We start from the raw sequence: 21,196 nt of genomic DNA on the forward strand, positions 1-21,196 counted from the left end.
GAATGGTGCTTTGAATGGGCTTGATGAGAACCTTGCTGGCTTTGGCTGTGGTTTTGGGGCATACCCACTCGGCTTATGTGCTGGTCGGCGGTCGCAATGCGGTCCAGATGTTTTATGTCATCTCTGGCTTTTTGATCTCGTATGTGCTGGTTGAGCGTCGTGCCTATGCTTCGCCTTGGGTTTTCTATGCCAATCGCTATTTGCGCCTGTATCCAATCTATCTGGTAGTTGGTCTGTTGACCTTGGTGGGCTGTGCGACAGCATTGAGGCCGGGCTTTTTCGAGATCTATCAGCAAGCGCCTTGGTCAGCAGTGGTTTGGCTGTTCTTGTCCAACTTGCTGATCGTGGGGCAGGATTGGTTGATGTTTGCGGGCGTGCAGGCTCATCAACTGGTTTTCGCCGTGGACTTCAGGACATCGGAAGTCCCTTTATGGAAGGGCTTGCTGGCGCCTCAGGCGTGGACTCTGGGGGTGGAGTTGAGTTTCTATGCGATCGCCCCTTTCATCGTTCACCGCCGAGGTTGGTTGTGGTGCTTGTTGGCAGTATCGATGGCGTGGCGCATTGCGCTGATCCGCGCTGGGATTGGAATGAATGATCCGTGGGACTATCGTTTTTTCCCCACGGAGTTGGCTTTGTTCATTTTGGGCGCTTTGGCGCATCAGATTCTGAGGCCTTGGTACTCGCTTTATCTGAAGCCTCAAGTGCTGGCGTGTGCCTCATGGGTCGCGTTTGTCGTGATGCTATTGGCCGTGCTGGCCTATCCATTCGTGCCGATGCCAGACCTGTTTAAGTCAGCGTTGCTGTTCGCGCTGCTGCTGCCTTCTCTGCCACTGCTGTTTGTGTTGCAGTCTGGCAGCAAGGTTGACCGAGTCATTGGAGAGCTGAGTTACCCCATCTACATCTGTCATTGGCTGGTGATTGAGGTGAGTGCCAAGTTGTTTGATGGGCGCACGCAAGGCGTTACTTTTTTGGCGACCGTAGTCGTCGCGAGCCTGCTAAGCGCTTACGGGCTCAATCGCTGGGTTGGCGAGCCCGTTGAGCGCTGGCGTGACAAATTGAGGGCGCAGGGTGAAGGCCGGTCTGCTTAAAACTCGTTGAGGATGGCGCCCACGATTTGGGTGCGTCCCAGTCCAACGGTATGGACAATGTTCTGCAGCGCTGTGAGTCGACTGTGATCGCGTCGCGCCATCAAAACCGCTGCACCACATTTCGCGGCGATGACGGCGCCATCTGCGCCCTTGGACGCAGCAGGTGTGTCCACAATGACGCGGTCAAACTTCGTCAGCAACTCTCTGACAAGCATGCCGAAGGCGGGACGCTCGACCAATTCCAAAGGGTTGGGTGGAACGACTCCGACGGGCAGGACATACAGGCTGGGTAGATGCTGAACGTGGTGAATCACTTGGGAAGTGGCGCGACCCGACAAGATGGACGATAGCCCCACGGCATGTTGCTGCAGACCGAAGATCTCGTGCTGACGTGGGTTGCGCATATCGGCATCGATCAGCAAGGTACGCCCAGACAGCTGTGAGAAGGCCACAGCAATGTTCGCTGCAAAGTAGCTTTTGCCGTCGCCACTGTCAGCACTGAGAACCGACAAGGCCTGACGAGGCTGATCATTGTGGCTGTAGAGCTTCATGATCAGATGGCTGCGCATGGTGCGGAATGCTTCCGCTTGGTCCGTGAAGGGCTTGTTGGCCACGACTAGGTCCGGATGGAAGCCCTGGGCAGAGTCTTGGGAGTAGGGGTAGTGGAATTGCTGGGCCAAGGCCCAGAGCACATCGTCGCTGCTGGCCATGCCCAATGCCACGGCAGCTTCGCCAAAACGTACGCCGTTGTCGCGCTGGTACTTGAGGATGTTCTCGATCTGGTCAGGCGACAGGTTGTTCGCCTGCTTGATGATGTCGCCAATGGATCGATCGCTGCCGCCAACGTCGCGTGCAATCTCGGTTTCAGCAAAGGCGCTGTCCATCAGCTGCGAGTCGGCATGTTTGGATTCACGGAAGTAATTCATGTTGTGCCGTGTGGATCAGTTGGGTGCAGCCGGCAGCATCCGGTTGTAGGTGGTGCGCTTGTTGAACAGCTTCAGACGTTTGGGCATCGGGCTGGGCAGCACGCCAATGACGGGGATCTCGAGTGCATGGATGAGGTCCGTGGCCGTGCGAATGCGACGATCCAGCAATTCAGCGGCCAAAGTGGTGAAGAGCGCAGCGATGGCGCCACCAAACAGACCCACGGCCAGGAAAATGAACATGTTGGGCCACGAGTGCTTGGGAGGTTCGACTGCGGGACTGAGCACGTAGGCGGAGGCTTGGTTGGCGTTACTTTCCAGATTGGTCTGGCTCAAGCGCAATTGAATGGCCTCTAAGACGCGTTGCGCGGATTCAACTTCGCGTTCCAGCAAGGCGACGCCGTCACGCTTGCCCTTCATCTCAAGTATCCGGGCTCGCTGTTCGTCATATGCTTTTTGAGCCGCCTCTAGGCGTGCGCGAACGATGGTGTCTGCTGTGCGCAGTCCGCCTGAAACACGCCCCACTTCGGCGTTGAGTTTGCGTTCCAGTTCAGCAATGCTGGCGCGAGTCTGCTTGAGCGTGGGGTGTTCATCACCCAGGCTCTGGCTGAGTTGGTTGAGTTGAGCGGTCTGTCGTGCAATTTCGGTTCGCAGTCCACCAATGACGGGGTTGGTGATGGCTTCCGCGGTGATGTCAGCGCGGCTGGTGCCCGCAGCACTGCGGTTGGAACTCTCTGCCAAGAGCGCTTTCAGGGAGACCACCTGTGAGCCAAGCTCGTTGAGGCGCGCCATTTCGAGATCCATTCGCTCGTCTGTGGTCACGATGCCTCGAGCACGCTGTGCCTCCGTCAACTTTGCTTGGGCTCGCTCGAGCTTTTCTCGTGCCAGACGTGCGCGTTCTTCAAAGTAATCTGAATACCCTCGCGCAGGACTGGTCCGGAGCTCAACCACGGTGTCGGTGTAGGCTCGCGCAAATGCGTTGGCGAGGACGGCGGCAAACTGCGGGCTGACAGATTCGTACTGCAGTCTGATGATGCTGGACTCTCGAACAACCGAAACACTCAAGCCTTTGAGCAGTGTTTTGCCCAACCAGTCTTCGAAGCTGCCACGCTGATCAGTTTCCTTGATCCACTTCGCACGCATCTCCGGGTTGTCTCCCAGCTTGAGCATGCCAACGACCCGCCTGGCGACGGCATCGCTGCGGATCATGTTGACCTGCGTGGCGATGTGCGCAGAGGGTTGCAACGTGGCTGACTGAACCATGCCCGTGATCGGATCTGGTTTGAGATCGACCACGATGCTGGTTTCTGCCGTGTAGCTCTTTGGCAGTAGCAGGCCCAACAAGATGGCGGCACAAAGGATGCTGAGGAACAAACCGATGGCCAGCCATCTGCGCGCCATCAGAATGCGGAAAAACTGTTCAAACGTCATGGTGCGCTGCCGAATGTGGTTGCCTGGACTCGCAGAGAGCGGGTTGTTTGATCACTTGAGTCCTGAGATGCCTTTGCTGATGGCAGCAGGATCCAGGCTGTCAGGGCCAGAGGCCGGTGCGGCCACTGGTGGTGTGTTTGACGAGGCGGCGCTGGCAGCCGATGCGCTGGCGGCAGCTGCACCGGCCTTGGGTTTGTTTACAAACTTGCCAACGTACTCGATCTTGGCGGCTTCGCGCAGGCCCTTCATTTCTTTCATTGCAAACTCGCGGCGACGCTCCGCCATCAGGTATTGCTCGATCGCTGGTTTGGCCTGATCGAAATTAACCGGTTGCGCTTTGGATGCGACCACCAACAGGGCCTTGAAGCCGTCATTGCCCTTGATGTAGAGGGCTTCACCATCGGAGACTTTGCTCAGTGGATCGATGATGCCGAGTGGCAGGCCTTCGGCAGCCTGGGTAATCTGGTTCGATGTGAATTTCACACCGCTGGCTTTGAGCACCTCGACAAACTCGGTAGGGCTGCGAGTGACTTTGAGCTGTTCAAGCAGCGCTGTGCCTTGCTCACCGGCTGCAGGGATGGTGAACTCTTGCAGCGCATACACCTTGCGTTGCGAGAACAGCGCGGGCTTCTCGTCGTAGTACTTGCGGATCTCTTCAGCCGTGGGGGTGCCTGCGCCCGCCGCTGCGGCTTTTTCCAGATAGGTGCGAGCCAGGATGCTGCGGCGGGTGGCCTCCAGCATTTGCACGACCTGAGGATCGCGGTCGAGTTTTTGCTCTTCCGCTTTGGCCACAGCCAGTTGCTGGTCAATCAGGCTTTCGAGCACCTGGTGGCTGGCGGCTTCGGCCTGCTCGGGTTTCAGTCCGGGTTGGCGCGACAGCACCTGGTTGATCTGGTGCACCGTGATCTCGCTGCCATCGACGCGTGCGGCCGCCTGGGTGGCCTTGCCTTCTCCCGAGGCGGACTTGTCGCCACAACCTGCCACCAGGGCGGCAGCGACGACGACAGGCAGCAGCGCCATCGATCGGATGGAGCGTTGGCGGGCAATGGCTTGCAGGCGATGGGTCATGGTGTGGCAGGGGTGATCAAGTCAAGGTGGGAACCAGAACGGGTGCACGCGTTCTTTTGCGTCACCGGTGAATGATCACGCAGGGAAGGGGTGAGTTCCCTGGGGTTTTCTCCTGCCGCTCACATGGGGGGCTGGGCCTGTTGTGCCGCCGTGACAGTGCTAGTCCAGCCCACTGGCTGTCATCAATGACCCGGGAACACGGCTTGCCACAGTGCCAATACCGCCTCGCGATGGGGGGCTGCGGTGGCCAGCGCCTCGTCCCTCAATTTGGTGCTGGCATCGTCCAGGCGCGCGCGGTGCTGGATGCGGCGCAGTTCGCGGTAGGCCTGTCCGGCGGCATGGCCGACGCCTGGGGGCAGCAAGCCGGCGTCTTCGGCGCGTTGCAGCAAGGCGATGTTGCCGACGTTGTCCAGCAAGGCCGGGTGCGCATGGCTGTGGGTCAGCACCAGGTACTGCACGGCAAATTCCACGTCGATCATGCCGCCGCGGCTGTGTTTGATGTCGAACTGGTCGGCTGGGCAGGCGTGGGCTTCGCGCAGGCGCTCGCGCATGGCGATGACTTCGTCGCGCAGCGCCACCGGGTCACGTTCGGAGGACAGGACACTGCGGCGCGTGGCTTCGAAGCGTTCGGCCAGGGCCAATTCGCCGGCACACCAGCGCGCACGGCTCAGCGCCTGGTGTTCCCAGGTCCAGGCGGTGTTGCTGCCGCGCTGGCGCTGATAGTCGTCGAAGGCGTGGAAGCTGGTGACCAACAGGCCGGAGTTGCCGTTCGGGCGCAACGCGGTGTCGATGTCGAACAGCTCGCCCGCCGAGGTGCGCAGGGTCAGCCAGGTGACCAATTTGCGGGCGAACAGCAGGTAGGCGTCGATGGCGCTGGGGGTGTCCGGTCCGGCCTGGGGGTCAGGTGCATCCTGGGTTTCGTCGAACAGGAAGACGACGTCCAGGTCGCTGCCATAGCCCAGTTCCTTGCCGCCGAGCTTGCCGTAGGCGATGACAGCAAAGTGAGGCTGGCGACCCACGGCGTAGCGGCCTTGCTTGCCCGGGCGTTGCTGGAGGTAGCTCCACGCCCACTTGATGGTGACGGCCAAGGTGGCGTCGGCCAGGGCGGAGAGGTCGTCGGCCACCTGCTCGACGGTGAGCGTGCCCTCGACGTCTCGCACCAGGGTGCGGAACACTTCGGCGTGGTGGGCGCGACGCAGCGTGTCGAGCAAGGCTTCTTCGTCGGCCTGACCCGCGCGAACCCAGGCGGTGTGGCGGTCTTCGAGGTCGCGCTGGTAGGCCGCAGCGTCAAAACGGCTGTCCAGCAGGCGCGGGTCGGCCAGCTCGTCGATGACGCCGGGGTGGCGCAGCAGGTACTGCATGGGCCACTTGGCCAGGCCCAGCAGGCGCAACAGGCGGTTGAGCACCTCGGGGCGTTCGTCGAGCAGGGCCAGGTAGCTGTCGCGGCGCAGCAGGGGTGTCAGCCAGTCCACAAAGTGGCGCACGGTGTCGGTACTCATGCACGGCGCGCCGTCCGGGCCCTCGGGGGCGTCCAGGGCAGCCTTGGTGGCGCGGCCAATCAGTTTGGCCAGACGCAGCTTGGCCGCATCGGACAGCAAGGCGACCTTGCTGTGCAGGGCGAACTGGCGTACGTATGGCGCCAGGTCTTCCGGCAATTTGGCGAGGAACTCTTCGCTGTCCACGGGCAGCGGTGGCCCACCACAGCCCTTGCAGCCGGTGGCTTTGGAATCGCGGCCGTCGTGGAGCAGGGCATCGAATTCGGTGGCCACAAACTCGCGCACATTGCACAGGGCTTCGAGCATTTGGCAGGTGCTGGAGCGGCACTCGGGGCGGTCGGCGCTGCCTTGTTCGCGGGGGAGGATCCCCAGGCTGTTGGCGATCCAGGCGAGGTCGGCATCCTCAGTGGGCAGCATGTGGGTCTGCTGGTCGTCGAGGAACTGGATGCGGTGCTCGATGCGGCGCAGGAAGGTGTAGGCCTCGGCCAGTTTCTCGGCCTTGTCGGCGGGAATCAGGCCGCGAGCCGCCAGGCGAGGCAGCGCCTTGAGGGTGGAGCGGGTGCGGATTTCCGGGAACTGGCCGCCGCGTACCACCTGCAGCAATTGCACGGTGAACTCGATTTCGCGGATGCCGCCGCGGGCCAGTTTGACGTCGTTGGCGCGCTCGGGGCGGCCGGCGGCGCGTCGGGTGGCCTCGTCACGGATCTTGCGGTGCAGTTGCCGCAGCCCTTCGAACACGCCGTAGTCAAGATAACGGCGGAAGACGAAGGGCATGACCAGATCGCGCAGGGCGAGGGCACGCTGGTGGTGTTCGCCGCCGGGCATGGCGCGCCGGGGCGCAATGATGCGGCTCTTGAGCCAGGCAAAGCGCTCCCATTCACGACCCTGAACGAGGAAGTACTCCTCCAGCATCCCCATGCTGACCACGGAGGGGCCGGAGTTGCCGTTGGGGCGCAGGGCCAGATCGACGCGGAAGACGAAGCCGTCTTCGGTGGTGTCGCCGATCAGGGTGGACAGCCGGCGGGCCACCTGGCTGAAGTATTCATGGGCGGTGATGCGACCGCGCACCACGCCGCCGTCTTCGATGCCTGTGGTGTGGCCCTCGTCTTCGTAGACGTAGATGAGGTCGATGTCGGAAGAAACGTTCAGTTCCCGCCCACCGAGCTTGCCCATGCCGATGACCCACATGTCGATGCGCTGGCCGTTGGCGTCGAGGGGGGCGCCGTGTTTGAGGTCGAGCTCGGCTTCGGCGGCGGCCAGAGCGTGGTCCAGCGTGACTTCAGCCAACTCGGTCACGGAGGCGGTGATCTCCAGCATGGGGGCGCCGCCTTCGACGTCCAGGCATGCCAGGCGTTCCATGACGAGGTGGCGGGCCACGCGCAGGGCCGAGCCCAACTCGCGCCCTTGCTCACGCAGATGGTCGATCAGGGTCGTGATCTCGGCGGTGCGGGGCGTGCTGGGAGCCGTCTGGGCGAACCGGGTGATCTCGTCGGCGTAGCGGCGGCGGACACGTTGGACGTAGCGGGAGTGGGCCGCAGGGGTGGCGGTCGGTACCGCATCGAATGGGAAATCAATCATGGACCGTGTCGCCGGCGAAGAGGTCTGTGCTAGGGTTATCGGTTGTCGATCCCTGGGGCTGTACTGGCAATGGTAGAGCAGCAGTCAGGCCACGTTGTAGGTGGTTCGACGGATGAACTGTCTGATCCATGTCTGAAACTCCTGCTTCTCCTGAGCATTCACCGAGCGCTGTGCCCCGGCGACACCATCCCTTGTGGTCCTCTGCCCTGATCATGGGGCTGGCCACTCGACGCGTGGTCCGCATGGGCTTGAGCTTGATGGGGGCGGTGTTGTTGCTGGCGGCCGTGGCGTGGGCGGTGTTGCTATTTCAGATTCTGCCCCGTATTGGAGACTGGCGGCAGGACGTTGCCGAACAAGCCACGCGGGCATTAGGGGTGACGGTGCGCATTGGCGCTTTGCAGGGGCATGCCGATGGCATGTGGCCGGTGCTGAGCCTGCGGCAAGTCGAACTGTTGGACGATCGGGGGCAGGTGGCCTTGTCCTTGCCGGAGGTGTCGGCACGGGTGTCGTTGGCCACCTTGTCACCTCAGGCGCTGTGGGCGGGCGAGGTGCGTCTGGATCGCCTGGAGTTGCTGCGTCCGGATCTGGATGTGCGTCGCGACCGCCAGGGGCAGTTGCATGTGGCGGGCCTGCGTGTGTCGAGCCAGCCTTCGGGAGCGGATGGCACGTCGGCGGGGGCCGATTGGGTGTTGTCGCAATCCCTCATTCGGATTCGCGGGGGCAGTGTCCGCTGGACTGACGAGCTCCGCGGCCGTCCCACCTTGCGGCTGCAGGGGGTGGAGGTGGCATTGCGCCATGGCCTTGGGCTGGGTCGACGCCACCATGAATTGAGCCTGACTGCGACGCCGCCGTCGGAGTTTGGCCAGGCGTTGCGTTTGAACATGCGCATGCGCCAGCCTCTTTGGGCTTTGGGCGAGCAGGCCCGGTGGTGGCAAAGCTGGTGGCCCACGCTCACCCGTCCCAGCCAGTGGCAGCGTTGGACCGGGTCCTGGGTGCTGGACATGCCTCATGTGACCGTGCAGACCTTGCAGCGTCACGTCGATCTGCCAGTCGAGGTGCGTGGCGGACAGGGCGCCGTGCGGGCGGAGCTGAGTTTGCGTGACGGGCGCCTGGCCGGTGGTGCGCTGCAACTGGCGCTCCAGGGGGTCGATGTGCGCCTGGCGCCGGAGTTGGCGCCACTGAGTTTTCGCCGTCTGACGGGACGCCTGAGCCTGGATCATCGGGCAGACCAGACTGGACTGGCATTTGAGCAGCTGGCGTTTGAGCTCACGGATGGACTGTCGTGGCCCGCCAGCGAGGGGCGTTTGGTGTGGCGGCATGCATCCGACCCCTTGGTGGATGTGGCCAAGGCTTGGCATCAGACGCGTGGTGGCCAGGCGCAGGCAGAGCATCTGGACCTGGCTCTGTTGGCGCGCGTGGCCGATCGCTTGCCCTTGGCGCTCGCGCATCGTCAACTTTTGCAGGAGCTGGCCCCGCAAGGGGTGGTGTCCGACCTGGATCTGAGCTGGGAGGGCGCTGCCACCGCGCCTTCGCGCTATCGCGTCAAGGCCCGTGTTCAGGGACTGGGGTTGGCAGAGTCCCGTGAGGGCATGCGACCCGGGCTGGCACAGGCGGATGTCATGGTGTCTGCCACCGACGCCGGTGGGCGAGCGGATCTGGCCATGAAGCAGGGGTGGTTGTCGTTTCCTGGCGTGTTCGAGGAGCCCCGGATTCCGCTGGATCGGCTCGATGCGCGAGTGGAGTGGTCCAGGCAGCCCGGGGGCGGGGGGGCTGCGCCCGCAGACTGGTCCGTGCGCGTGAGCAAAGCCAGCTTTGCCAACGCGGACGCAGAAGGTGAGCTGGAGGCCTCCTGGCGAACGGCCAAAGCCGGTGAGCGCAATGCTCAGGGGCAGGCCATGTCACATCTGCCTGGTGTGCTGGACATGACTGGGCGCCTGGCGCGCGGTGAGGCCACCCGGGTGTGGCGCTACCTGCCCTTGAGCATCCCCCCGGATACCCGCGACTACGTGCGGCAGGCGTTTCGCAGCGGTCACGCGGAGGATGTGACTTTCGAGGTCAAGGGGGATCTGAACGCCTTCCCATTCAAGGACGATGTGGGCGGGCGGTTCCGTGTACGGGTGCCGGTCCGTCAGGTCGTCATGGACTATGTGCCGCCAGCCTTGATGGGGGTGGCCGCGGACGCGCCCACGGGGTTCTGGCCTGCGTTCACCGCCTTGGAGGGCATGCTGCGTTTCGAGGGGCAGCGCATGCTGATCGACAACGCGCGCGCGCAACTCGGCACCATCGGCTCCGGGCGCTTTGCGCTCAACGAGGTCTCGGGGCGCATCGATGACATGGGCGCTGACGATCCGCACCTGACCATTCAGGGGCGCGGGGCTGGTCCCATGGACGACCTGTTGCGATTCCTGGCAACGTCGCCGGTCGGTGAGTGGACCGGGGGGGCGCTCAGCGCTGCGCGTGGCAGTGGCAGGGGGGCGTTGCAACTCTCCCTGGACATTCCGCTGAACCGAGGGGAAGACACCCGCATCCAAGGCCTGGTCACCTTGACGGACAAGGATCAGGCGGGCATGCGACTGAGCCCTGCTATTCCGGCCTTCGCCGCGTTGCGCGGCACCATTGCGCTGACCGAGTCGAAGCTGGACGTCCAGGCGCGCACCCGTGTCTGGGGGCAGGACATGGTGGTGCAGGGCAAGCGTGGCTCCGACGGTGTGGTGCGCTTCGCGGCCCGAGGGACCATGTCCGCCGAAGGGCTGAGGCAGGCCCAGGAGTACCCTGCTCTGGCCCGCTTGGCCAACCACCTGTCTGGCGAGACGCCGGTGAGCGTGAGCGTGGCGGCTGGCGCGCGCACCGAGGTCCAGGTGAACGCCAGTCTGCAAGGCATCAGCGCAACACTGCCAGCGCCGCTGACCAAGCCAGCCAGTGCCCTGTGGCCCTTGTCGGTGACCTATCGGACCGAGGGGGAGCGTGGTGAGCAGGATGCGATCATCGTGGACGTCGGCAACCCACAGTCGCTGGCGATGACCCCGGCGCTCATGCCGCGCGTGCGCGTGGACCTGCGTCGCGATGTGAGCGGCGCCGAGGCACGTGTCCTGCGCGGACTCATCAGCCTGACACAAGCCGCGCCGGGGCAGTCCACTGCGCTGCCGTCATTGCCCGCCAAGGGGGTGGTGGCCCAGTGGCAGAGCCCCGCACTCGATCTGGACACCTGGTTGCCGGTGGTGCAGAGCTTCCGCGGTGGCTCGGAGGGCAGTGCGCCGGTCAGCTTGGCCGATGGCCTGCCCGATACCGTGAGCATCCAGACCGGTGCACTGACATTCCGTCAACGCACGCTCAAGGACGTCTCTGCCACCCTGGCCCATCCCAGCCCTCAGGTCTGGCGATTGCAGCTCAGTGCCGATCAGGTGGCGGGCCAGGTGGAATGGGCCCCGGACAGAACCGCCGACAAATCCCCCTTGATCGCAGGCCCCTCCTCCACACGGTTGACCGCTCGTCTGTCTCGTTTGTCCATTCCCAACGCTGACGCGCAAGCCTTGCAGACCCAGGCCACCGCGCAGATGCTGTCGGGGGAGGCGGCCACCGAACTGCCGGCGCTGGACATCCAGATCGATCAGTTTGAATGGCGCGGCCTTGCGCTGGGGCGCCTGGAGGTGGAGGCACTCAACCGCTTGGTGCCCGTGGCGGGCAAGGGCGCGCTGCCCGAATGGCGCCTTCATCGCTTGCGCCTGAGCACGCCCGAAGCCCAGTTGGACGCCTCCGGCAACTGGGCTGCGCTGGGCACCCCGGGTCGACCGCGATCGGCCTTTGGCTTCACCCTGGACCTGCGCGACAGCGGGGCCCTGCTCACCCGCTTGGGTCTGCCGCAAACGCTGCGAGGTGGCAAGGGCCAACTCACCGGGCAGGTCAACTGGCTGGGTTCACCCCTGGAGCCCGATCCATTGACGATGTCCGGGGACATCAAGGTGCAGATCAACAGCGGACAGTTCCTCAAGGCCGATCCTGGCATGGCCAAACTCCTGGGTGTCTTGAGCCTGCAGTCCCTCCCTCGCCGCCTGACCCTGGATTTCCGCGATCTCTTCCAGCAAGGCTTTGCCTTTGATGCCATCGATGGTGACGTCAAGGTCACGCAGGGTGTGGCGGCCACGCGCAACCTGCGCATGCGCGGGGTGCAGGCGATCGTGCTGATGGAGGGGCAGGCCGATCTGGCTCAGGAAACGCAGAGCCTGCACGTGTTCGTGGTGCCGCAAATCAACGCCGAGGCGGCGTCGCTGGCCTATGCCGCCATCAATCCGGTCATTGGCATTGGCACCTTCATCGCACAGTATCTGCTGCGCAAACAGGTGGCCGATGCCAGCACCCAGGAGTTCATGATCACCGGCTCCTGGGCCGATCCGCACGTGGAAAAGCTGGAGCGCAAGCCCAAGCCTGCCGAGGTCACAACGCCCCAAAGACCTTCTTGAGCAAAGCGCTGCCTGTGCCGACCGGATCCTGGCGGATATTGCGCTCTTCTTCGCCGATCACCATGTACAAGGCGTCCAGTGCCTTGCCGGTGACGTGATCTTGCAAGGTTGCCCCCTGACCCTTGAGCAGGCCAAACTGCTGCGCCTTGCCGGCCAGATCGTTGTAACGCTGGGTGACCGACAGCTTCTCCAGAGACCTGTTCACCACTGGTTGGAACTGCACCGTCAGCGGTTCACGTGTCTTGCGGGCAAAGTACGCCGTGACCGCGTTGTCACCGCCTTGCAAGATACCGACCGCGTCCTGCACGCTCATGTCCTTGATCGCCTTGCTCAACAGTGGGCGAGCCAACGCCACGGCCTGCTCGGCGGCATGGTTCATCGCTTCGGTGAGTTGCTGCAGCTGCTTGCCCCTTCCCATGGCCTGCAACAGTGGGGCGGCCTGATCCAGAGGGGAGGGTAGATCGATGCGCACCCGCTCGTTGGTCAAAAAGCCGTTGTGCGCCCCCAGTTGAGACACGGCCACCTCTGCCCCCTTGTCGAGGGCCGCCCGCAAGGCAGCCGTGGCATCCTTGCTGCTGAAGGCCGCCGCCCACCCTGTTGCAGGCAGGGTGACCAGACCGAGGCACCAGACCCCGGCAGATGACAATACACTGCGACGTTTCATGATGTTTCCTTTCTGCTTGCTGTGGTGACACCCATGCCGATGAGCCGCCGTCTGTTGATCCTGGGCCTGCCTGTGCTGTTGAGTGCCTGCTTCTCAGGCACCCGCTCCGATTTGCCGGATTTGCCCTTCACCCAGCTGGATGGCAGCCAGCATCGCACAAGCGTGTTCAAAGGCAAAGTGACCGTGCTCAACTTCTGGGCCACCAGTTGCACCACATGTGTCAAGGAAATGCCGCAGATCGTGGCCACCCACCAGCGCTTTCAGTCGCAGGGGTTGGAGACGCTGGCTGTCGCCATGTCCTACGATCCGCCCGCTTACGTCATGCAATTCGCGCAAACGCGTCAGCTTCCGTTTCGTGTGGCCATTGACCACGATGGCAGTCTTGCCAAGGCTTTCGGGGATGTGCAACTCACCCCCACCACCTTGGTGATCAACCGCGAGGGCAAGGTGGTCAAGCGCTACGTGGGCGAACCTGATTTCGATGCCATGCACAAGCTGCTGGGGCAGTTGTTGAGCCAGTCCGCCAGCTGACGGGGGCGGAGGCATGCGCAGCGCAGTACATGGGGCCCGCAAGGCATCCCCACGCGGCCGTCACTTGGGCTGGCTTTTGGGACTCTTGGCGCTGAGTGCCTGCTCCCCCGCGCTCGACTGGCGTGAGCTGCGTCCAGCAGAAGCGCACGGTCTGCGGGCGATGTTCCCTTGTCAGCCTGACCTCGTGACACGCACCGTTTCCCTGCCCGGCATGGCGCAGCCCTTGCCCATGCAGATGTGGTCCTGCCAGACGGGCGAGACGACTTGGGCCCTCAGCCGTGTGCAGGTCAAGGAAGTGACCGACGTGGGGCCGACCTTGGCCGCCCTGGCGCGTGTCATGCAAGACAACTTGCAGGCTGCCAGCCAGATGGCGGGTGGCACAACCCCGGTGAGCGTGACCCCACTGGGGGCTGTGCAGGTGCTGGGCATGACGCCGCAGCCACAAGCGAAAGGGTGGCGCTTCCAGGCGCGACGTGTCGATGGCTGGGGCAGGCCCCTGGACATGCGCGTCACCGCGTGGCATTTTGCCCACGGCCTGCAGATTTTTCAGGCGTCGGTGTCGCGTCCGGTCGGTTCAGGCGGGACAGAACCACATGGCACGGCGCAAGATGCGGAGTCGTCCTTTCGGGACGGTTTTCAGTTCCCTGGTTGATCTCTCACCGTCTGTCTCATGCCCGGCCTGTTCATCATCGCGCACGCCCCCCTGGCCTCAGCCCTGAAGCTGGCCGCCGGACACTGTTTTCCTGAAATGGCGCAGCACTTGCAAGCGCTGGATGTGCCGCCCAACCTGCCATGCGAGGAGTTGGAGGCACAGGCGCGTGTCCTGCTGGGGATGGCGCAGAGCTCCGACGCCCGTGGTGAAGTCTTGATCCTCACCGATGTGTTCGGTGCTACCCCCTGCAACACCGTTCAACGCCTGGCAGACGGACAGCAGGTGAAAGTGATCACCGGGGTCAATGTGCCCATGCTGTGGCGCGCCCTCAACTACGCCAGCGAACCCCTTGACACGCTGGTCACGCGCGCCCTGGCTGGCGGCACCCAGGGTGTCATGCAGATTGCCTCCAGTCGGCCGCAAAACCAGGCCAGCCAACCTACCAGCCATGATCAAGACCACCGCCAACATCAGCAATAAGCTGGGCCTGCACGCCCGTGCCTCGGCCAAACTCACCAAGCTGGCCAGCAGCTTTCCCTGTGAAGTGTTCATGAGCCGCAACGACCGCCGCGTCAATGCCAAAAGCATCATGGGCGTGATGATGCTGGCTGCCGGCCTCGGCAGCACCGTGGAAATCGAGTGCGACGGCCCGAAAGAAGAGGAGGCCATGAAGGCCTTGCTGGCGCTGATCAACGACAAGTTTGGCGAGGGCGAATAACCCGACGAGGGTTTACCCTGGATCTGCTGCGAAATTGTCACAAGTTCGCGCAAAACCGTGATTTTTTGTTGCGCCCATACAGCAGGCTTTGTGCCCAGACGTAAGTTCTCAAGGCAAAGTTGGCTCATCCCGCAAAGGGGGGTGATCAGACATCCGTCCCCATTTGCGACTCACAGACTTGATCCCGTGTACCAAGGAGTCACAATGCCCCGTTCCTCTTCTGCCTCGTCGTTCTACCGCGCCCCGCTGAAGGCGTCTGCCCTGGTGCTGGCCCTGGCCGCTGCCACCAGCGCCATGGCCGCTGAAAACGGTAACCAACGTTACTCCGCCGGTATCGGTGGCAGCGACATGACCACGCCCGTGGTGCCAGGTTTGTACTTCCAGGCACCGATGGTGAAGTACCACGCTGACAAGATCAAAGGCAACGATGGTAAGCAACTGACCAATTATGTGAACCCGGCTTACCGTGCCAAGGTGTCTATTGACGCCGACACCTATGCCGTTTTGCCTCGCTTGACCTACATCAGCAGCCATCATTTTTTGGGTGCCAACGTGGGCGTGACCGCCATGCTGCCTATCGTAAAGCGTAAGGCGACTTTCGGCCTGACGACTGGTAACGCCACTGTGGACGGGCTGGCGGGCCTGTCTTCGGTGGCCGCAGGAATGAGCGGCTCCGAAACTGGCATTGCTGACCTGGAGATTTCGCCGGTCATGCACTGGGAAATCGGGGATCACCAGTCGGTCACCTTTGCACCGACCGTCGTGATGCCCCTGGGCGACTTCAAGGCCACTCAGCGCGTGAACACGGGCTTCGGCGACTACTACACCTTCCGTCCGTCCGTGCAATACGCTTTCATCGGCGATGGCTGGGACCTGGGCGGCCGTGCCGTGATGTCGTTCAACACCCGCAACAAGGACACGGGCTATTACAGCGGCAAGATCTTCAACTTTGACTGGCAGGCGATGGCCTTCGTGTCGGAGGACATTCGCGTTGGCGTGCAGGGTTACTTCGTGCGACAGCTTCAAGCGGACACCCTGACTCCGGCGCCGACCCTGGCCAATGCGATGACGCAGAAAATGCTGGCGGACCAGCAGGGCAACAAGGCCAGCGTCAACGCCATCGGCCCTGCCGTCGCCTGGTTGATGAACGGCGGTGAAATGCTGATCGAAGGCAAGTTCATCAAGGAATTCGGTGCCAAGAACCGCACCGAAGGTCAGGCCTTCTGGCTGACCATTTCCAAGCCCCTGTGATCTTGCCCCCTTTCTGTCTGGAGGTATGACCCATGCACGATGAACGTCAAAAGCCGGAAGCCATCAACACCCTGCGTCGCCAGTTGACCATGGGTGCAGCGGTTTCGACGCTCCTGCCTTGGGCCGCACCGGCCATGGCTCAGCAAGCGTCCTTGGAGGGGGTCGATCTGGCCCCGACCGTGACCGCCTACGGCCAAAAGCTGGTGCTCAATGGCTCTGCCGTGCGCAAGCGCGGCTACTTCAAGGCCGACGTCACGGCCTTGTATCTGCCCGAGAAGATGTCCTCGCCCGATGCCATCTACAAGCTCGATGGCGTGCGTCGCATCCAGCTCAACATCTTGCGTCGGTTCACATCGTCCACGATCACGCGCATCTTCCTGGCCGACTTCAAGGAGGCTGCCACCGAGGAAGAATTCAAGCGTCTGATTGGCCCGATCGGGCAGATCGGCGCCGCGTACGCCAACGTCAAGGAAGTCGTCAAGGGCGATGTGGTGAACCTGGATTGGGTGCCCGGCCGTGGCTGGTTGGCCACTCACAATGGGAAATCGCTCAACGAAGTGGATGGCAAGCCGCTGGTCATCAAGGACGAACTGGCCTACCAGATCTACATGCGCATGTACATTGGTCAAGGCGCACCGGCCGATCTCCGCAATGGTCTGCTTGGGCTGACCAAGGGCTGATCGGACTTGACTGCCGCGCTGCTCAGCGAGTGGCGCGGTAGTGTGCCTCCAACATAGGGGGCAAGGGCGTGTCGAGCAGGCATGCACACATGCGCAAGGCATCGGCGCTGTCGTCGCTGAGCAAGCCCTGAGGGCTGTGGTTGAAAGCTTCTTCCACCCAGGCTTTCACCAAAATCGCGCGCAACACCCAACTCAATTCCTGTACCGCCGACAAGGCATGTACCAGGCCATCCGCATCAGGGGGCGTGGGCATCAAGCTCGCCGCGGTGTCTTCGCCGCAGCGTTGCATCACCTGGTCGTACCAGACCTGCGAAGCGGGGTGTACGCCATCTGCGCGCTCCGGCATCGGAATGAAGCGCGCCAGATAGGAGCTCAGGGCGGAGACGTGGCTGCGATCGGCGTCCGGCAGTGTCGCGATGTCGGCATGATGGTGGGTGACTGGCAAAATCAGGGGCGCGCCGCCCGGTTGTCCGTTGAGGCGATGTCGCAGGGTCAGCCACCACAGTCGGTCGCGAGGACTGATGCGGCCGTCGGCGCGCAGCAGTTCACGGGCGTCCTGCACCACCTGGCGTCGGGCTTCAATCGGTGCCGATGCCAACTGGGCCGTCACGCGCTCGAATTCGGGCATGCGGTGCTGGGGGAGCAGCGATTGCACGTCTTCCAAAATCCGGGCACCGTGCGTCAAGGCCTGGCAGCGCACCTCCCACCAGCGGCGCTCCGAGGCGTTGCCCGCGTCCATCATCAAGGCCAGAAGCAGCAGGCGTTGCTCGGTCGGTCCTTGCAGGCGTTGAAGTCGGGCAAGGCTCTCACGGTCAGCATGTGCGCGGGCTTGCCAACCCTCGCTGTGGGCCTGAATCAGATCATGCTGGGCGCCTCCCGAGGGCCCGGGTGAGACCGAGCCACCCCAGGCCACTGCGGCATCGGCAGCCAGAGCGCCCTCGGGCAAAGAGGCCAGGCGAGGACGCCGGGGCTCGGACACGTCTTCGCGCAACAGGCGTGCGGGCAGCGGGGGCAAAACCGTCCCGCAGACGCGCCGGATGCGTTCACTCAGGCGCGGATGACAGGCGAGCAAATGGGTTTGTCCAGGCTCGTGCATGAGCATGGCTGCAACCATTTCAGCCGCGGGATGCTGCATGCGTCCCGCCAGCAGCTTCTGGTCGTGCCAGATTTTGCGCAACACATTGCCCAAGCCATCGCGCGTGCGGGTGAACTGGATGGCGCTGGCATCGGCGAGGAACTCGCGCTGGCGTGAGATGGCCGCCTGCAGGATACGGCCAGCCAGCCAGCCCATCCATCCCGCAGCGGTCAACACCAACCCGACCAACCATGTCAGCGGGTTGACTTGGCCTTCATGGTTGGGGCGCATCAGACTCTGGCCGTAACCGTGGATGAGCGACAAGCCCCACACCAGGGCCAGCATGCGCATGCTCAGGGGCAGGTCGTCTTCCTTGATGTGGCCAAACTCATGGGCCACCAGACCTTGCAACTCGGCGCGATTGAGGCGCTCCAGCGCACCCCGTGTCACGGTGAGGGCGATGTCATCGGCACCCCATCCCGCCACGAAGGCATTGATGGCATCTTCTCGGCGCATCACGAACACACGTGGCACCGGTTGAGCGCTGGCGATCGCCATTTCGTCGACCACGTTCAGCAGGCGCCGCTCCAGGGCGTCATCGGGGTCGGTGACTTCGACGGCACCCAGCCAATGCGCCACCCGCTCACCTCCTCCCGCACGCAGGCGCTGGGTCTCCACGATGGCGCCGCCCACCACAAACAGCAGCACCACCGCCGTGTTGGTCTCGAAGAAGAGGTTGGGGAAGCCGATGCTGACAGGCACCAGGGCCTTGTAGAGCAAGGCCAGCAGCAGGTTGATGGCAAGGGTGAGCGCCACCACCAGCACGCCAAACCACAGCATGAGCTGGAGGGTGCGTGTCTGGGCGGCGCCTTGGTGCTGACGAAAACGCATGGCCCCCTGCGGTCAGAAACTGACTTTCACCGGAGCGCGCTCGGCCTCGGAGGAGGTCGAGCGCAGCATCTCTGCCGTCTGGAAGCTGAACAGGCCGGCGAGCAGATTGGTCGGGAACTGGTGGATCGCGTTGTTGTAGTCCAGCGTGACGTCGTTGAACAGCTGGCGCGAAAACGCCACCTTGTTTTCGGTGTGGATCAGCTCCTCGCGCAGATCGGCCATCTGCTGGTCGGCCTTGAGCTCCGGGTAGGACTCCACCACCGCCTGGAAGCGACCCAAGGCACTGCCCAGAACGCCTTCGGCCAGACTCAGGCTTTTGATCGGGCCGCTCTGGTTCGGGTGGGACTTGACCATGTCGGTGGCTGCCATGACTTGTGCACGCGCGGCGGTCACACGTTCCAGCGTCTCGCGCTCGTGTTCCAGGTACTTGCGTGCGACCTCGACCAGATTGGGGATCAGGTCATGCCGGCGTTTGAGTTGCACATCGATCTGCGCAAAGGCGTTGCCGATCTCGTTGCGCATGCGCACCATGCGGTTGTAGGCCCCGACGACCCAGAACAGCAGGACCGCGCCCAAGGCCAGCAAGATGATCTGTGTGGTGCTCATGCATTCCCTTTGTCGTGTTGGTATTGTGCGTAGCCCTCACGACGCAGTTCACAAGCAGGGCAATGCCCACAGCCATACCCCCAGGCGTGCCGTTGACTGCGGTCGCCCAGGTAGCAGGTATGGGTGTGCTCAATGATCAGGTCGTTGAGGGCCTGTCCGCCCAGTGTCTCACTGAGTGCCCAGGTTTGCGCCTTGGTCAACCACATCAGTGGGGTTTCGATCGTCATGGGGCTGTCCAGCCCCAGGCTGATCGCCACCTGCAAGGCCTTGAGCGTGTTGTCACGGCAGTCCGGGTAGCCGGAGTAGTCGGTTTCGCACATGCCCCCCACCAGCACCGAGGCGCCGCGGCGATAGGCCAGTGCGGCTGCAAAGTTCAGGAACAGCAGGTTGCGCCCCGGCACAAAGGTGTTGGGCAAGCCGTTGGCCTGCATCTCGATGGCGCGCGATTCGGTCAGCGCAGTGTCGGAGATCTGGCCCAGCAGACCCAAATCGAGCAGATGATCTTCGCCCAGACGTGGCGCCCACTCCGGAAAGGCTTGCGCCAGTTCGGTGCGGATGCGGCCGCGGCAGTCGAGCTCGACCTTGTGGCGCTGGCCGTAGTCAAAGCCGATGGTTTCGACGTGGCTGTAGCGTGCCAAAGCCCAGGCCAGGCAGGCGGTGGAGTCCTGGCCTCCCGAGAAAACGACCAGTGCGGTGCGGGGAACCTGTGACATGACGGTGCAAGACGATGTTTTTTATGACTTTTTGAGCATAGCTTATGCCAGCTCAAAGGCCCCAAAAGCACGGGGTCAGATGACGTTCGCGTGACGATCTGAGGGACAATTCAGGGTTTTCGTCAGGATCAACCAACATGGCCGCGTTCAATCAAGAGACCGTCACCTACGTTCACCACTGGAACGACACGCTGTTCAGCTTCAAGACCACCCGCGACCCGGCGCTGCGTTTTGCCAGCGGCCACTTCGTGATGATCGGCCTGGAAGTGGACGGCAAGCCCCTGATGCGCGCCTACTCCATTGCCAGCGCCAACTACGAAGAGCATCTGGAGTTCCTGTCGATCAAGGTGCAGGACGGCCCCTTGACCTCGCGCCTGCAACACCTGAAGGTGGGCGACAAACTGCTGGTTAGCCGCAAGGCCGTGGGCACCCTGGTCGTGGACGACCTCAAGCCCGCGATGAACCTGTACCTGTTCGGCACCGGCACCGGCCTGGCCCCGTTCATGAGCATCATCCAGGACCCCTACACCTACGAAAAGTTCGAGAAGGTGATCCTGGTGCACGGCGTGCGCACGGTGTCCGAGCTGGCGTACCACGACTACATCACCCACGATTTGCCCGACCACGAACTGCTGGGCGAGCTGATCCGCGACAAGCTGATCTATTACCCGCTGGTGACCCGTGAGCCTTTCCGCAACCAGGGCCGCCTGACCGACCTGATCGAAAACGGCAAGATGGCTGCCGACCTGGGCCTGCAGCCGCTGAACCCGGCCACCGATCGCGCCATGATGTGTGGCAGCCCCTCGATGCTGGCCGACCTGTGCAAGATCCTGGATGCCCGTGGTTTCCAGATCTCGCCCTCGCAAGGCGTGGCGGGCGACTATGTGATCGAACGCGCGTTCGTGGAAAAGTAAATCTCACGCATCAGACATCGCCCAGGCATGTGCCCGGGCGTGTCTGCCGTCTGGTGGGCGTGAACCCGCCGTCTCAGGCCCCGACAGCGCGCCCCGCTTCGGGGTCTTTTTGTTGGCGCGTTCGGTGTGGGGTGATCTGCTGCATCACGCGGGCGATGGCCTGGCGAGCGGCCTGGGCACGCGGGTGATCCCAGTACTTGTCGAAGAAGTAGTGCATCACCGTGTTCACCACGGGCTCGACGAAGGTGACAACGCCAGCGATGGTGATGCTGCCCGTCATGGCGTAGGTCACGCTGAAGGCGGTGATCACGTGCATCACGCCGAAGGTTGCGGTTTTGGCCATGGTGGACTCCTTTGTCAGACGGGTTCTTGTTTGAGAATGGTTCTCATTGTTGCCAACGATAGGTCATGGGTCCAGTCAACTGATTCGATGGTGTCGATAGCGTTTGTTAAATACTGA

At 63.0% G+C, this 21,196-nt stretch carries 18 protein-coding genes; 9 read left to right on the plus strand and 9 right to left on the minus strand.

The window, feature by feature from the left end; genetic code table 11:
* Positions 1-23 precede the first annotated feature (23 nt).
* Positions 24-1,088 (plus strand): acyltransferase family protein, encoded by a 1,065-nt coding sequence (locus WIT60_RS11870; protein ID WP_339584128.1) that lies wholly within the window; start codon positions 24-26, stop codon positions 1,086-1,088.
* Here the strand turns inward: WIT60_RS11870 and WIT60_RS11875 are convergent.
* From WIT60_RS11875 to glnE, 4 genes are all read right to left on the minus strand, one after another.
* Positions 1,085-2,014 carry a polysaccharide biosynthesis tyrosine autokinase gene (locus WIT60_RS11875; protein WP_339584129.1) on the minus strand — a complete coding sequence of 310 codons (930 nt, stop codon included), beginning with the start codon at positions 2,012-2,014 and terminating at the stop codon, positions 1,085-1,087. The two genes, WIT60_RS11870 and WIT60_RS11875, sit on opposite strands and share 4 nt — an antisense overlap.
* Positions 2,015-2,029: 15 nt before the next feature.
* On the minus strand, positions 2,030-3,442 hold the full coding sequence (epsF, locus tag WIT60_RS11880; RefSeq protein WP_339584130.1) for a chain length determinant protein EpsF: 1,413 nt from the start codon (positions 3,440-3,442) through the stop codon (positions 2,030-2,032).
* Between the two features lie 51 nt (positions 3,443-3,493).
* Entirely contained in the window at positions 3,494-4,510 is a 1,017-nt protein-coding gene (locus WIT60_RS11885) for an EpsD family peptidyl-prolyl cis-trans isomerase (protein ID WP_339584131.1), read from the minus strand.
* Between the two features lie 182 nt (positions 4,511-4,692).
* Positions 4,693-7,584, minus strand: coding sequence for a bifunctional [glutamate--ammonia ligase]-adenylyl-L-tyrosine phosphorylase/[glutamate--ammonia-ligase] adenylyltransferase (glnE, locus tag WIT60_RS11890; protein ID WP_339584132.1), 2,892 nt, complete (start codon positions 7,582-7,584; stop codon positions 4,693-4,695).
* Positions 7,585-7,775: 191 nt separating this feature from the next.
* Here glnE and WIT60_RS11895 point away from each other — a divergent pair, with 191 nt between their 5' ends.
* Complete coding sequence (locus WIT60_RS11895; protein ID WP_339584133.1) at positions 7,776-12,041, plus strand: YhdP family protein; 4,266 nt, start codon at positions 7,776-7,778, stop codon at positions 12,039-12,041.
* On the opposite strand, the gene WIT60_RS11900 is transcribed toward WIT60_RS11895, so the two are convergent.
* The gene (locus WIT60_RS11900; RefSeq protein WP_339584134.1) at positions 12,016-12,705 is read right to left on the minus strand and encodes a DUF4197 domain-containing protein; all 690 of its coding nucleotides are present in this window, start codon (positions 12,703-12,705) and stop codon (positions 12,016-12,018) included. The genes WIT60_RS11895 and WIT60_RS11900 overlap by 26 nt on opposite strands.
* 33 nt (positions 12,706-12,738) lie before the next feature.
* Here WIT60_RS11900 and WIT60_RS11905 point away from each other — a divergent pair, with 33 nt between their 5' ends.
* The 6 genes from WIT60_RS11905 (at position 12,739) to WIT60_RS11930 (ending at position 16,537) form a co-directional block, all read left to right on the plus strand.
* Positions 12,739-13,236 (plus strand): TlpA disulfide reductase family protein, encoded by a 498-nt coding sequence (locus WIT60_RS11905; protein ID WP_339584135.1) that lies wholly within the window; start codon positions 12,739-12,741, stop codon positions 13,234-13,236.
* A 184-nt stretch (positions 13,237-13,420) separates the two neighbouring features.
* The gene (locus WIT60_RS11910; RefSeq protein ID WP_339584136.1) at positions 13,421-13,888 is read left to right on the plus strand and encodes a hypothetical protein; all 468 of its coding nucleotides are present in this window, start codon (positions 13,421-13,423) and stop codon (positions 13,886-13,888) included.
* A gap of 18 nt (positions 13,889-13,906) precedes the next feature.
* Complete coding sequence (locus tag WIT60_RS11915) at positions 13,907-14,368, plus strand: PTS sugar transporter subunit IIA (RefSeq protein ID WP_339584137.1); 462 nt, start codon at positions 13,907-13,909, stop codon at positions 14,366-14,368.
* Entirely contained in the window at positions 14,337-14,606 is a 270-nt protein-coding gene (locus tag WIT60_RS11920) for an HPr family phosphocarrier protein (protein ID WP_339584138.1), read from the plus strand. The genes WIT60_RS11915 and WIT60_RS11920 overlap by 32 nt, the downstream gene beginning before the upstream one ends.
* A gap of 204 nt (positions 14,607-14,810) precedes the next feature.
* On the plus strand, positions 14,811-15,857 hold the full coding sequence (locus WIT60_RS11925) for a SphA family protein (protein ID WP_339584139.1): 1,047 nt from the start codon (positions 14,811-14,813) through the stop codon (positions 15,855-15,857).
* 32 nt (positions 15,858-15,889) lie between these two features.
* Positions 15,890-16,537 carry a chalcone isomerase family protein gene (locus tag WIT60_RS11930; protein ID WP_339584140.1) on the plus strand — a complete coding sequence of 216 codons (648 nt, stop codon included), beginning with the start codon at positions 15,890-15,892 and terminating at the stop codon, positions 16,535-16,537.
* Positions 16,538-16,559: 22 nt separating this feature from the next.
* Here WIT60_RS11930 and WIT60_RS11935 read toward each other — a convergent pair whose 3' ends face one another.
* Genes WIT60_RS11935 through queC form a run of 3 tightly spaced genes read right to left on the minus strand, consistent with a single transcriptional unit; the run spans position 16,560 to position 19,822 of the window.
* The gene (locus tag WIT60_RS11935) at positions 16,560-18,503 is read right to left on the minus strand and encodes a M48 family metalloprotease (RefSeq protein ID WP_339584141.1); all 1,944 of its coding nucleotides are present in this window, start codon (positions 18,501-18,503) and stop codon (positions 16,560-16,562) included.
* A gap of 12 nt (positions 18,504-18,515) precedes the next feature.
* Complete coding sequence (locus WIT60_RS11940) at positions 18,516-19,109, minus strand: LemA family protein (RefSeq protein WP_339584142.1); 594 nt, start codon at positions 19,107-19,109, stop codon at positions 18,516-18,518.
* The gene (gene queC, locus WIT60_RS11945) at positions 19,106-19,822 is read right to left on the minus strand and encodes a 7-cyano-7-deazaguanine synthase QueC (protein ID WP_339584143.1); all 717 of its coding nucleotides are present in this window, start codon (positions 19,820-19,822) and stop codon (positions 19,106-19,108) included. Before queC ends, WIT60_RS11940 begins: the two co-directional genes overlap by 4 nt.
* A 137-nt stretch (positions 19,823-19,959) precedes the next feature.
* On the opposite strand from queC, the gene WIT60_RS11950 reads away from it, so the two are divergent.
* Positions 19,960-20,736, plus strand: a complete 777-nt coding sequence (locus WIT60_RS11950; protein WP_320365665.1) for a ferredoxin--NADP reductase — start codon at positions 19,960-19,962, stop codon at positions 20,734-20,736.
* Between the two features lie 73 nt (positions 20,737-20,809).
* Here the strand turns inward: WIT60_RS11950 and WIT60_RS11955 are convergent, their stop codons facing one another.
* A complete protein-coding gene (locus WIT60_RS11955; protein ID WP_339584144.1) occupies positions 20,810-21,079 on the minus strand; it encodes a DUF2061 domain-containing protein in 270 nt (89 codons plus the stop codon).
* Between the last annotated feature and the right edge of the window lie 117 nt (positions 21,080-21,196).

Origin of the sequence: Aquabacterium sp. G14 (genome assembly GCF_037482285.1) — a bacterium.
Classification (GTDB): Bacteria; Pseudomonadota; Gammaproteobacteria; order Burkholderiales; family Burkholderiaceae_C; genus Aquabacterium.